Origin of the sequence: Bacillus sp. AFS017336 (assembly GCF_002555445.1) — a bacterium.
Lineage (GTDB): Bacteria > Bacillota > Bacilli > Bacillales > Bacillaceae_G > Gottfriedia.
In genome coordinates this window covers 18646-31741 of the sequence record NZ_NUCO01000015.1, presented here as the reverse complement: position 1 = coordinate 31741, position 13096 = coordinate 18646, and the positions used below count along the sequence as shown (strand labels likewise).

General features: G+C 32.6%; 12 protein-coding genes. 3 read left to right on the top strand and 9 right to left on the bottom strand.

What is annotated here, in order from left to right:
• The first annotated feature begins 148 nt into the window (after nt 1-148).
• On the top strand, nt 149-427 hold the full coding sequence (locus tag CN601_RS07275; protein ID WP_098119534.1) for a YtzH-like family protein: 279 nt from the start codon (nt 149-151) through the stop codon (nt 425-427).
• Nucleotides 428-452: 25 nt separating this feature from the next.
• Here CN601_RS07275 and CN601_RS07270 read toward each other — a convergent pair whose 3' ends face one another.
• From CN601_RS07270 to pepV, 5 genes are all read right to left on the bottom strand, one after another.
• Entirely contained in the window at nt 453-1247 is a 795-nt protein-coding gene (locus CN601_RS07270) for a phosphotransferase family protein (protein WP_179865479.1), read from the bottom strand.
• A gap of 140 nt (nt 1248-1387) precedes the next feature.
• The gene (gene pulA, locus CN601_RS07265) at nt 1388-3547 is read right to left on the bottom strand and encodes a type I pullulanase (RefSeq protein WP_098170631.1); all 2160 of its coding nucleotides are present in this window, start codon (nt 3545-3547) and stop codon (nt 1388-1390) included.
• 186 nt (nt 3548-3733) lie between these two features.
• Complete coding sequence (gene thpR, locus CN601_RS07260; protein ID WP_179865478.1) at nt 3734-4285, bottom strand: RNA 2',3'-cyclic phosphodiesterase; 552 nt, start codon at nt 4283-4285, stop codon at nt 3734-3736.
• A gap of 1 nt (nt 4286) precedes the next feature.
• Entirely contained in the window at nt 4287-5474 is a 1188-nt protein-coding gene (locus tag CN601_RS07255; protein WP_179865477.1) for an MFS transporter, read from the bottom strand.
• Nucleotides 5475-5543: 69 nt separating this feature from the next.
• On the bottom strand, nt 5544-6947 hold the full coding sequence (pepV, locus tag CN601_RS07250) for a dipeptidase PepV (protein ID WP_098170629.1): 1404 nt from the start codon (nt 6945-6947) through the stop codon (nt 5544-5546).
• A gap of 306 nt (nt 6948-7253) precedes the next feature.
• Between pepV and CN601_RS07245 the strand changes: the two genes are divergently transcribed.
• Nucleotides 7254-7454 carry a DeoR family transcriptional regulator gene (locus CN601_RS07245; RefSeq protein WP_056473526.1) on the top strand — a complete coding sequence of 67 codons (201 nt, stop codon included), beginning with the start codon at nt 7254-7256 and terminating at the stop codon, nt 7452-7454.
• A gap of 143 nt (nt 7455-7597) precedes the next feature.
• Here CN601_RS07245 and CN601_RS07240 read toward each other — a convergent pair whose 3' ends face one another.
• Together CN601_RS07240 and CN601_RS07235 are read right to left on the bottom strand one after the other, a co-directional pair.
• A complete protein-coding gene (locus CN601_RS07240; protein WP_098119539.1) occupies nt 7598-8320 on the bottom strand; it encodes a pseudouridine synthase in 723 nt (240 codons plus the stop codon).
• 171 nt (nt 8321-8491) lie between these two features.
• Entirely contained in the window at nt 8492-10111 is a 1620-nt protein-coding gene (locus CN601_RS07235; protein ID WP_098170628.1) for a putative polysaccharide biosynthesis protein, read from the bottom strand.
• 239 nt (nt 10112-10350) lie between these two features.
• Here CN601_RS07235 and CN601_RS07230 point away from each other — a divergent pair, with 239 nt between their 5' ends.
• Nucleotides 10351-11622 carry a BaiN/RdsA family NAD(P)/FAD-dependent oxidoreductase gene (locus tag CN601_RS07230; RefSeq protein WP_098119541.1) on the top strand — a complete coding sequence of 424 codons (1272 nt, stop codon included), beginning with the start codon at nt 10351-10353 and terminating at the stop codon, nt 11620-11622.
• A gap of 232 nt (nt 11623-11854) precedes the next feature.
• On the opposite strand, the gene CN601_RS07225 is transcribed toward CN601_RS07230, so the two are convergent.
• Nucleotides 11855-12070 (bottom strand): DUF2553 family protein, encoded by a 216-nt coding sequence (locus CN601_RS07225; protein ID WP_179865476.1) that lies wholly within the window; start codon nt 12068-12070, stop codon nt 11855-11857.
• Between the two features lie 189 nt (nt 12071-12259).
• Nucleotides 12260-12556 (bottom strand): rhodanese-like domain-containing protein, encoded by a 297-nt coding sequence (locus CN601_RS07220; RefSeq protein ID WP_098119543.1) that lies wholly within the window; start codon nt 12554-12556, stop codon nt 12260-12262.
• Nucleotides 12557-13096: the final 540 nt, after the last annotated feature.

Genomic DNA, 13096 nt, shown 5'->3' with positions numbered 1-13096 from the left:
TTTACTCCCTCTCGATTTTGCAATTTGTATCTTCTCATAAAAAAAACCAAGCACTATAATGGCACTCGGTTATTTAGGTAAAGTATAAAATCATATCGTGTAACACAAACTATTTCAAGTGTACTTATTAAAAAAAGGATGTGAATTTATGCCTTTAAATCATGAGCATCAATTAACAATTTTACGCGATATTTTAATGAATCACCAATCAGATTGCTGTGGAACTGTATCAGAATGTGAGCAACTTGAAAGACTTGTTCAATCTTTACTAACAAACGATCAAGTAACAGATGATGTAAAAGCTATGCTAAATGATGTTTACTATTACAGTCAGTCCGGAAAGTACTCTTCTGATTTAGACCAGCACATTAACAACCATCAAAATCAACTCTCTCAATGGGTGTCGGATTTCAATACGTATTCTTAATCTATGACAATTTCCGAGGAAATTTTTATTTAAAGTCTAATATTTTCTCAAGCAGGCTCTTCATTTTTTGAGTCTGCTTTTCATTTTCACGCAAAGTGTACCATTTGATCCAGATGATTGTTTGAGCAACAACATACCAAGTCATTCGGTTCAATAATTCATCTGTTAATTTTATTCCATAATTACGTAACCATTTTCCCCAGTCGTTTTGGTCTACATAAGTAAATAAAAACATACCTAAATCAAATGCTTTATCAGCAATAATTGCCTCATCCCAATCGATTAAATATAAATTATTCGCCTCAGTTAATAACCAATTATGATGATTTAAATCACTATGACAAACAACTAAGTCTTCTGGGTCAAAAGATGGCATATTTTCTTCTAAATATTCAATGCCTTTAACGATAATCTGGCTTTGTGTAAATTCCTCAGTTAAATTTCCTACAATTGTTTGAAGTAAATCTTGAGGTTCTAATGGATTAATCCCTAGCTTCGTTAACATATATAACAATTCTTTGGAAGAGTGGATACGATATAAGAATTGCGCAACCCCTTTCGCAGACATCTCGAAAGGTTCAAGACTACGTGCGATCACCCACTCTTGAGCAGTAAGTACATCACCATTTTCTAGTCTTCTAGTCCAAACTAATTTTGGAACAAAACCAGCTGCTGATAAAACTGCTAAAAAAGGAGATGAATTTCGTTTAAGAAATAATCTCTTATCATTGTTTTCAGCTATATACGCTTCACCAGTGAAACCACCGGCTGGCGAGATTGTCCATTCTTTTCCGAGTATTTCTTGTATATGATTATCCATTGATATCCGTTCCTTGTTGTTATATATGTTTGTATTTTAAAATTATTTTATTACAAAAAGAAAGATAGCCTATTACAATTAGCTGTAATAAGCCACCTTTTACAAGTTTACATCGTTTAATTAGAATCTGCAAGTAGTTGCTAGTATTTTACTAATACAACAGTAGAAAGTAATGGTATTGGTAATTTATTACATTCAGCTTTTATCCCTTTTTCAACATAATGTTTATTACCATCCCATACATATTCCCAATTGTCTTTATTTCCGAGATCAATAGTTGTATCCTTTAGGCCGTTATGAAATAACACCATTATTTCTTTAACACCGTCAAGCTCTTCTAGACCACTAATGCGGTAGCCAATTATATTTTGATGGACATTGACTGACTTTATATGCTTTACTATTTCTTCTTTTAAAGAAAAACGGAGGCAATTAAAGCGCTTTCGAATTGCAATAAACTCTTTTACTATATTTATATAACTCGATTCACGTTCTGCTCTAGCCCAATCAATGCTATTAACAGTGTCCCCTGAATTATAACTGTTCTCTATACCTTCCTTTGTTCGAAAGAACTCTTGCCCGCTATGAATAAACGGTACTCCAAATGAAAACAAGGCAATACTAGTGCCAAGTATGTGTCTCTTCTTTAGTAATTCTTCACTATCTTTTCCATTTGAAAGCTTCAAACGGTCCCACATAGTGTGATTATCATGCGATTCAACATAATTTATTGATTGATAAGGCTCTTGAAATAAAGATACCTGGTTATTAATCCCGACGCTACCCAATAGTAGATCGGACAAATAATCATGATTAAGTTTCCCTTGGATAAATCCTATTTCTTGAACCGAAAAAGTACTTCCTTTTATTCCATCCCTGAATTTATCGTTAAAAAATCCAATCTTTGATAATTGATGACTTTGGTTGATTGTTGCTTTTCGAGATGAAGGACTTAATGAAGTATTCAAATCCCAGCCTTCTCCAAAAATAATCATTTCTGGTTTTAAGATTGTCAATTCAGTTACAATCTGATTCATTGTATCCGTATCCAAAATTCCCATTAAATCAAACCTAAACCCATCGATGTCATATTCTTCAGTCCAATACTTGAGCGATTGAAGAATAAAACGTCTTGCCATCAATCTTTCAGATGCAAAATCATTCCCTACTCCAGTGCCATTCGAAGGTAAACCTCGTTCATCCTGTCTAAAATAATATCCAGGCACAATTTTTTCAAAATTACTAGTTTGTAATTCGTAAACATGATTATAAACAACATCCATGATAATCCGTAATCCATGCTCATGATAAACTGATATAAGTCTTTTTAGTTCAGTGATCCTTGTCATCGGTTCTTCCGGTTTTAAACTATAACTACCTTCTGGTGCATTAAAGTTTAACGGATTATAGCCCCAATTATAGCTTTGGAATGGGTTATTCTCTTCTATCCCCTCAAAATCAAAGAATGGCAGAAGTTCAATATGTGTAACACCTAATTGGCATAAGTAATCCAACCCTGTTGATAATTCATTGTAAGTAGTACCTTTTTCATGAAATCCTTCGAAGGATCCTTTTTTATGAACTCCACTTAATGGGTGTGAAGTAAAATCTCTTATACTAGCTTCATAAATAATACAATCCGTATACTTACTTTGTGGAGGACTATTTACCTTACTAACATGGCTACCCTTAGACAAGTCAATTACAACACCATTTTTACCATTTAAAGTCACTGCTTTAGCGTAAGGGTCAACTGCTTCTCGCCAAATCAGATTTACACATACTAAATAGTTATAAACTAACCCATCACAATTTTGATCGATTATTACTTTCCATGTCCCTTTTCCGTCACGTTCCATTAACTTTTCAGTAAATTTTTCTTCATCACCATGACTTTGATAAATTCTTAATTTAACCTTCGATGCAGTTGGTGCCCATAGCTTAAATTGCGTGGAATGATTTGAATAACTCGCACCTAAATCTTCTCCGTCATAAGCATATTTTTCATCAAAATCATTTGAACGTATGACACCGCCAACTTGTAAATCTGTACGCACCCCAAATTCATCTTCAATCTCATACTTGTTTTCTAATAAAAGATCCTCAGGTGTGAAAACAGTATATTTTATAAACCTTTCAAACTCTATTCGTGTAACAATAGGAAGCTTAGTTTTCCGATTATCCTCATAAATTAGTTCAAAATAAGAATGCACTGTATGTTTGTTCGATTTGGGAATAATCATTGTTATTTCTTGAAATCCATCTATATAAGCTTCGTAAGCCCTTTTAATATGAAACAACGCTATTCACCATCCAGACTGTAAATTTAAAACTTTACTATAAAAAACGACTGATTAATATTTTCGTTATTTCCATCGATATGATTAGTATATTCACAAATAGGTAAAATGGATTCAAATCCATCAATTAACGAAGCAAGATCTTAGTCTTATTTCACCAATTCCCCCAAGATTTTGCCAATTTGTTCACTTCAATTTAATTGACGCTACACTTTGATAACTTGGTTTCTTAGAAGGTTGAATCTTATATAAAATGATTTCATCCGCTTCAAATTTTAGTGGATCTTCCTCCCAGGTAAATGGGACCTTAAATTCTTTATCGAATATATCATTATATTTTTTTGCGATTGTAATATGCGGATTATAAGAACGTTTTTCAACTGAAAATCCAATTTTTTCACATATATTACTTATTCTATGTTGTAGATTGATTAATTCAATGCTATTTTCAAGACCAAACCACCATACACGTGGCTTTGCGTCATTCCCAAATATCCCTAAATGTTGGACGGTCAAGCTAAAGCTTTTGAAATCATCAAGCTCTTCTTTTAATTGATCCATTAGTTCTACACTTTTGGTATATGTAACTGGGCCTAAAAATGATAAAGTAATATGAAAATCATCTTTAAAAGTCCATTTTTTAAATGGTAATTTTCCGACCCACTTTTGTGAAAAATCATCTAATTTTTCTTTAATTTGTATTGGCAAAGGAACAGCAAGAAAATAATGTTCACTCAACTCATGCAATCTCCTTTTTATGATTAATATTTGAATCCTTTTTTAAGTATTGCATGATACCAACTGCAACTATACTAAGCGTTCCAAATAAAATATAAATTGCTTTAATTGAAAATGCCTCTGATATAAACCCACTTACAAAAGTACAGAACCATTCTCCCATTCCTAAGCCTAAACCAGAATAAATTGTAACGGCTGTTGCCTTTAAAGAATCTGGTGCTTGTTCTCTTACAAATTGGAGAGCCGCAGGAATAAATAATCCAACTGATAATCCTTGTGTAAGACAAGATAAAAATAAGATAGGCATCGGAGGATTTGTAAAATAAAAATACCATCTTAAAGCCGATACTAAAGCGGTTGCAATTAATATATTATATATCCCAAAACGATTAATTAATCGTTTAGCTACTTGTAAAAAAGGCGCTTCGCTTCCTGCAGAAATTAGAAAAGCAATACCAATACCTGTTAATGTTCCACCTAAGGATTGAATATATAAACCGAAGTAAGTATTATTTGCACTAATTGGTCCAAAAACTAAAAAGGCACAAATTAAAAATAGCAAAAATCTTTTATTAGATAGCAAAATTGGGACACCCTTTAAGATTGGCTCCCTTTTACTAATGGTCGTAGCATTTGGAATAAAGATTGAAATGCCTAAACCAACTAAAACACAAAATGCAAATATGAAAAATATAATTGCTAAACCAAATAACTCAGCTAATCTTCCCGAAACTAATACAGCAATAGCAAATCCAATTGAGCCATATAATCGAATAGCTCCGTAATTCCCACCAATTTTTTGGACATAATTCAGTGCAATACTATCTGAAAGAGGAATTAAAGCACTTTGCGTCATTGATAACAAAACGACAACAAATAAAAGCATGCCATACGAAGTGATTGTAGAATAGAAAAGTGCAATTACAATTGTGGAGACTTGCGCTATAAGCAACATTTTTTTAGGATTTAGCGTCATGTCACTAAGCATTCCCCATAGAGGCTGTGAAAAAATTGCAACGATCGGCGTAAGAGACATTAAGATGCCAATTTGTGAAGTTGACAAATCCAACACATTTTTAAAGTATGAAGAAAGTAACGGTCCTAGCGATCCTATTGCAAAAAATAAACAAAAATAATAGCCCTTAAAAATTAGTAAGATGCTATTTTTACGTGCTTGTACTGTGTTCAAAATAATCTTCAACTCCTAAAAACCTACATAAAAAAGGGGAGGAATTTTTCTCCCCTTACTTTTACTATTTTATTTAACTAATTCAGCAATCGCCTGAGCATAAATTGCAATCGCTTTTAATAAATCATCAATTTCAGCATATTCATCTTTTTGATGAGCTACTTCTGGTTTACCTAAGAATAACGGTCCGAAAGCTACGCCTGCGCTTAATGAGCGTGCATATGTACCTCCACCGATTGTTAATAATGTCGCTTCTTCACCTGTTTGCTCTTCATATACTTTTTGTAAAGTTTGAATTAAAGGATGATCCTTTGGTACATGGTGAGGGGTTGAATTTTTAATTTCATTATATTCAAAGCTAAACTTATTTCCACGTTCAGTAAGTGTTGAAATAACAAAGTCAATATTAGTTGTCACTGGGTAACGTAAAGTTAAACCAAATGTACCACCTTTATTTTCTTCATATTGCATGATCCCTAAATTAATTGTTAAATCACCAGTAATATCATCATTAAACGCAACACCCATGTTTTTACCACGTGAATCACCTTTGAAGTTTTCAACGATAAAGTTTAAGAAACGATCAGCATTTACATTAAAACCAAATTGGTTTAAGAAGCTTGCTAATGCAATACCAGCATTTTTACCTTTATCTGGCTCCATGCCATGAACTGAAACGCCTTCTACAACTAAAACTTGGTTGCCGTTTTCTTCAGATATTTGAGCAATACATCCTAATTCACTAATGTGTTTTGTAAAAGCTTCTTGATCAAAGCTTGGTCCTGAAACGATTGCTTTTGCATGATCAGGTACCATGTTTACTCTTCTACCTGAAGAGAACGATACTAATTTATACACACTCTCATTATCTTCAGATAATTGTACTTGGTTGAAGTTAATATCTAATATTCCCTTTTCAGCGTAAATAATCGGGAAATCTGCATCTGGAGCAAAGCCCATCGTTGGCATTTCTTCATTTTCAAAGTAATGGTCTACACAGCGCCATTGACTTTCTTCATCTGTTCCAAGAATCATTCGTACACGTTTATTAATAGGAAGCCCTAATTCTTTTACAATCTTCATCGCATAATATGCAGCCATTGTAGGACCTTTATCGTCAATTGCACCTCGTGCATAAATATTTCCATCTTTAATAATTGCATCAAATGGATCATGAGACCAGCCATCACCAGCAGGTACTACATCCAAATGGCAAAGAATACCTACTAATTCTTCACCGCTTCCCATTTCTAAGTGGCCAGCAAATCCATCAACATTTTTTGGAATAAAACCGTCTTTTTCACCTAAATTTAACATGTATGTAAGTGCTTCATTAATCCCTTTGCCCATCGGTGCTTCTTTTGAAATTGTTGACTCATCATATACACTTTCAATATTCAGAAGCTCAATCGTTTGCTTAAGGTAGTCTTCTTTACGTTTTAAAACTTCTTCCATCCAATTAATTTGTGTCATAGAAATACCTCCTTTAATATAAATAGTTTAACATCTTTTAAAATTTAAACATAATTTATTCATAAATGGAACGAAAAAAGAAGGAATATGACACTCTTTGTAGAATATATTACCTTAAACTTGCTAAATGATTACGTTTGCGCAAATTTTCATTAAATTTTTGTATTATTTTCATAAATTTCGTTATGAAACTACCGAAAAAGAGTAAAATGAAAATATAAGCTTTCTAGTAAAATACTTAACTAACCTGTTATGAAACAATGCGGTAGGTAAAGGAGTGGTTTTTTGAATTCTGGAACTTCTCGAATGCTGACTCGAATTAAAGCCATTTACATGTATATTAGCGAAAATGGCACCGTTTCTACAAAAGACCTAGTGGAGGAGTTTGGTATAACACCTAGAACAATCCAACGAGATTTAAACATTTTAGAGTTTAATAATCTAGTTTATAGTCCAAGTAGGGGAAAATGGGCCGTAACAGGGAAAAAAGTAAAAGCTTCTTCTTAAAAAGAAAAACAAAAACCCATGATGTCTTGTCTGACGTCTTATCAAGGGTTTTTGTTTTTCTTTTGGCTCTTGTCTTCATTACATTAATTCTTATTCACAAATTTAGGAAATGTAACAATCAAAGCTCACATTCCCTACATCTATTATTTTTCTTCGTTAACAGACTTTAACATGTCGATCTCTTCATCAGTTAATTCTCTATATTCACCTAACTCTAATTCCTCATCTAATTTTAAAGGACCCATCTCAAGTCTTTTTAAATAAGTAACTGTCTTTCCGACTGCTTCAAACATTCTTTTTACTTGATGGAACTTACCTTCCATAATAATTAATTCTATTTCTGATTCCGCGTCAGATTTAAGAATTGTTAAATAACCTGGTTTCGTCAAATAACCATCTTCTAAAGTTACACCTTTTTCAAATGCTTTAATGTCGTCTTCCGTTACAATTCCATCAATCGTTGCGTAATACTTCTTTGGTACATGTTTTTTTGGAGAAAGTAGTTGATGCGCCAAATGACCATCATTCGTTATTAATAACAAACCTTCTGTATCCTTATCTAAACGACCAACTGGAAATGGTTCGAAAATTATATCTTCATATTCTAATAATCCGATAACTGTTTCATGTTCTGAATCTTCTGTAGCAGATATAACACCTGGAGGCTTGTTCATCATTAAATACACAAATTCTTTATACTCTACTACTTCACCGTTTACCGTTACTACTTGTTGTTCAATATCTACATGCTCTTTTGGGCTTTTGACAATATTGTCCCCTACTTTTACAACACCTTGTTTTAGTAAAGATTTAACTTCTTTCCTACTTCCATATCCCATATTGGATAAAATTTTATCAATTCTCATTAACTAACACCTTTTCTTTCTAATTAAAAATTAAAGAATCCCGCCGATTGGCAAGACTTTGGCAACGACGAAAGCTTTGATGCACCTATTACTATTCATCTGCCGTTAATTTATTCTTTCTTAATGTGTAAAAAAGGTGAACCACTCCTAAAAGACGGTTCACCATATGTTTTATCCTCTTTTTCCGAACTTAAAACGATTCTGCAAGCGAGTACCTAATATAATTTCAAATAAATTAAATTTATATGCAACTCCTAGATAAACTACCGCTCCGATCACTGCACCGATGATAATTAGGAACATTGAAATAATTCGACCATCTTTATAAGTCCAAAAGAAGCCTAATAAATATTCAACGCCAAAAACTGCTGCAGCCATTAGTAAAGATAAAATAATCATAAAGAATATTCGTCTAAACACTCTATTGAATGAGAAATTAGCGTGTTTACGGATATAATAGAAATTATATACGATTGAAAATGAATAGCCTAATGCTGTCGCTAATACTGCACCATATGTCTTAAATGCATAAATTAGTGGTACATTCAACACTATTTTAATAATTACTCCGCCAACTAATCCAATAATCGCATATTTTTGTTTATCTAAACCTTGTAATATTGCCACATTTACTGTGAAAAGTGAGTAAAGTAATGCTACTGGCGCATAAAAACCTAAAATACTTCCACCAAGTGTACTTTTTTGATAAAAAGCACTATAAATTGGTTCAGCCAATACCGAAATACCTACTACAGCAGGGAGAGTTAAGAAAAACACAACCTGGTAGGTTTGGGTAATTTGACTTTGTAGTTTTTTATGATTGTTATTTACGAAAGCTTCAGTGATTGCAGGTACAAGTGTTAAACCGAATGCTGTTGCTAGAGAAACTGGAATCATAACTAGTTTGTGACTCGTGTATGAAAACATTACATAAGTATTCTCTGCAATATCTTTTAATCCAATGGCTTCCATTGCCCTATTGTAAGTAAATTGATCAACTAATTGATATAACGGGATTGCAAGTCCAACAAATACATACGGAATTGAATATGAAAATAATTCTTTAAACATTACCATTTTAGTCGGATAAATTAATCCTTTTGATTTCGGGAGAAGTTCATCTAAATGTACTTTTCGTTTTTTCCAATACCAAAGTAAGTTTAAAATTCCACCTACAGCACCGATCGTAGCTGCAAATGTTGATAAACCAACTGCTTGAGTTATTGTTCCACCAAATACTTTTAGGATTAAATAACTTCCAACTAAAGTAAATACAATACGAACAATTTGTTCAATTAACTGAGAAACAGTAGTTGGACCTGTTGATTGATGTCCCTGGAAAAAACCCCTATATAAACTTTGAGAAGGTACTAAAATTAATGCAGTACTAACTATTCTCATAACTGATACTACATCTTCTACACTATTACCTTTCGAATCTGTTGGAATCATAAGCGGTGCTATATAAGGTGCAATAATATACAGTGTTAAAAATGACAGAATACCTGTACAAATTAGGAGCAACTGACTTGCATGAAACAGCCTCCTACTTGTTTCATATTCTTCGATTGCATTGTATTTGGAAACGAACTTTGCTACAGCTAACGGAACACCTGCAGTAGCTATACTGATAAATAATGTATATGGAACGTAACCATAATTATATAATGCAGACCCTTTTGAACCAACTAACGCATAAAAAGGGAATGTATAAATCATTCCAAGAAATTTTATAAAAAATGTACCAGCAGTTAATATGAAGGTACCACGTAGCAATTTTGAATCTGACATAAACTGCCTCCTACTATTTCGATCAAATCAACTAATCTATCTTACCATATCATATAAAAAGAAAAAATTAAAAATTAGTAACAAGTTGGAGCTTACATGAAATAATGTTAAAATTTAAAAACAGATAAAGCAGGAAACTAAAGATATACAGGAAAATCAAAAAACGGATTTTATAGCCTTTTAGCTCTCTCTTGCTCATACAAATAATGGATCCAAAAATTAACGAAAGTAGTGAAATAATGAATTATGATGTAATAGTAATAGGTGGCGGAACTTCTGGTCTGATGGCTGCAATTAGCGCTGCTGAAAACAAAGCTAAAGTACTTTTACTTGAAAAAGGAAATAAATTAGGACAAAAACTACTTATTTCAGGTGGTGGACGCTGTAATGTAACGAATCGATTACCAGTAGAAGAAGTTATTAAACATATACCTGGAAATGGCCGTTTTTTATATAGTGCATTCTCTATTTATAATAACGAGGATATCATACAGTTTTTCGAAAAAATGGGGGTCGCTTTAAAAGAAGAAGATCACGGAAGAATGTTTCCTGTTTCGAATGATTCAAAATCAGTATTAAATGCATTAATTCAAAAGCTAAAAAAACATCATGTTGATATACAAATTAATCGAAAAGTGAAAGAAGTACTCTATGAAGAAGGAAAAGTAGTCGGCATCTTACTTGATGACCAAACTGTTATACACACAAAAAGTGTTGTTCTTGCAGTTGGCGGTAAATCTGTACCTCATACAGGTTCAACAGGCGATGGTTATGCATGGGCAAAAAAAGCTGGGCATACAATTACAGAACTATTTCCAACAGAAGTACCAATCACTTCAAGCGAAGACTTTATTCAAAATAAATCATTACAAGGTCTTGCTTTAAGAGATATCGAATTAAGTGTACTGAACCCAAAAGGTAAAAAAGTTATAGCACATAAAATGGACATGCTATTTACTCATTTTGGAATTTCTGGCCCTGCTGCTTTAAGATGTAGCCAATTTGTTTATAAAGTCCAACAAAAATTTAAAACAAAAAATGTCATGATGGCTATTGATTGTTTCCCTGACCAAAATGAAGAAACACTATTTCAAGAAATGAACTATATCCTAAAAGAGGAACCTAAAAAATCCATTAAAAATGTACTAAAAGGATTTGTTCCTGAAAGATATTTATTATTTTTACTATCAAAATGTGGTATTGATGAAGCCACTCCTTGTAATGAAATTGCCGCTATAAAATTAAGAGAGCTTGTCCAATCATTTAAAAGCTTTACATTTGCAGTAAACGGAACTCTTTCAATTGAGAAAGCATTCGTGACAGGCGGAGGAGTCTCTACAAAGGAAATACATCCAAAAGAAATGTCATCTAAAATCATGAACGGCCTATATTTTTGTGGCGAAATTCTAGATGTTCATGGATATACTGGAGGATACAACATTACTGCTGCGTTTGTAACGGGTAGACTAGCAGGAGCTTCAGCTGCCGAGTATTCAAAAACAATTTTCTAATATAAACAAAGGACCGAACGAATACTTTTTTTCGCTAGGTCCTATTTTCATTACATATAGAAAAGCATAAGATTTGTTTATTAATAAACTTATTAAATACAAATCTGTTATTTCTAAAACGAATGATCATGCCCTTATTCAAAAAGCGATCGAACTGTTTTTCTAAATTTTTCTTATGCTTTTCGTCTAATATATTTTTCTTTGGCACAAATCCACCGTCCCTAATTTAAGGTCAAAGGCGAGCACTCGATTGTTCGTGATGCAAATTCACTAATAAATAAAATCGCCCATCCTCTTCAACATAACCATCTGCCAATTGAAAAGTTTGGTTTAAATCTTTAAAGAAAAACTTACCTATTAAATACTTTGATGAATACAATTCCATATGCCCATCTTTAAATTTACCTATTACTTTATCAGTAATATCAATTTTCAATGTTTTAGGCAAATCAACCCCCTCCTTTCTAACAAGCAAGGCCTCAATGAAAAAATATATGAGGTTCTACTTTAATATATGTCACAACTACATGGTTAATATACCTAACTCAAAAAAACATTAGCCCATTTAATCATGACAAATAAAAAAAACCAACGAAATCGTTGGATTTTAGTGCAGTAGACAAAGTAAAAAAATTATTTATTCAACTTCGCCTTCCCAGGCCATCATACCGCCTTCCATATTAGTCGCCTTATAACCTAGCTCATTTAAATACTCACAAACATTCTCACTACGAACGCCTGCCTTACAAATGAAAATGTATTCAAACTCTTTATTAAAAACATCTAATTTACTAGGAATTTGCCCCATTGGTATATGTACTGCTTCCGGAATTTTACCGTACTCAACCTCATAATCCTCACGTACATCTACTAAAAATAGCGTTTCACCTGCGTCTAAACGCTCTTTAACTTCATTTGCTGTAATTGAATTCATAATTGCACATCCTCTCTATATAGCAACATCTTAACAACTAATTAAGATCTATGCAAAAAGTACGTCTAATTGGAAAACCCTGTGGAAAAGACGTAATTTGCATGACTTTGTTCAAACCCTTCTTACAGATCACAAATGCTTTTAGAATCCCCAATTGTAGGGGGTATCTTAACAGAGTTCTTTCAATTGAAGCCTATTTTATTAATAAATAGCTAATTTTAATCTTATTTTGCATCATTTGAGACAGTAATATCGTTAATTATAATTTTTCAGTTGAAGAAAGTTCCATCTAGACAATTTTTGTATGGTAATACCTAAACGGGTATGGGTAATTTTTCATTTTATTTGCGATTATGCTAGATTTAATTGCGATTTCCTAATTTTATTTGCGATTCCACTTTTTTATTTGCGATTTTCTAATTTTATTTGCGATTCCACTTTTTAATTACGATTCCACTAATTTATTTGCGATTTCACACTTTTAATTGCGATTCCACTAATTTATTTGCGATTCCACTTTTTAATTGCGATTCCACTAAT

Excerpts from the sequence above, each read along its gene's own strand:
- CN601_RS07275 (WP_098119534.1), top strand. The coding sequence starts at position 149 with ATGCCTTTAAATCATGAGCATCAATTAACAATTTTACGCGATATTTTA.
- CN601_RS07270 (WP_179865479.1), bottom strand. The coding sequence starts at position 1,247 with ATGGATAATCATATACAAGAAATACTCGGAAAAGAATGGACAATCTCG.
- pepV (WP_098170629.1), bottom strand. The coding sequence starts at position 6,947 with ATGACACAAATTAATTGGATGGAAGAAGTTTTAAAACGTAAAGAAGAC.
- CN601_RS07245 (WP_056473526.1), top strand. The coding sequence starts at position 7,254 with ATGCTGACTCGAATTAAAGCCATTTACATGTATATTAGCGAAAATGGC.
- CN601_RS07240 (WP_098119539.1), bottom strand. The coding sequence starts at position 8,320 with ATGAGAATTGATAAAATTTTATCCAATATGGGATATGGAAGTAGGAAA.
- CN601_RS07235 (WP_098170628.1), bottom strand. The coding sequence starts at position 10,111 with ATGTCAGATTCAAAATTGCTACGTGGTACCTTCATATTAACTGCTGGT.
- CN601_RS07230 (WP_098119541.1), top strand. The coding sequence starts at position 10,351 with ATGAATTATGATGTAATAGTAATAGGTGGCGGAACTTCTGGTCTGATG.
- CN601_RS07220 (WP_098119543.1), bottom strand. The coding sequence starts at position 12,556 with ATGAATTCAATTACAGCAAATGAAGTTAAAGAGCGTTTAGACGCAGGT.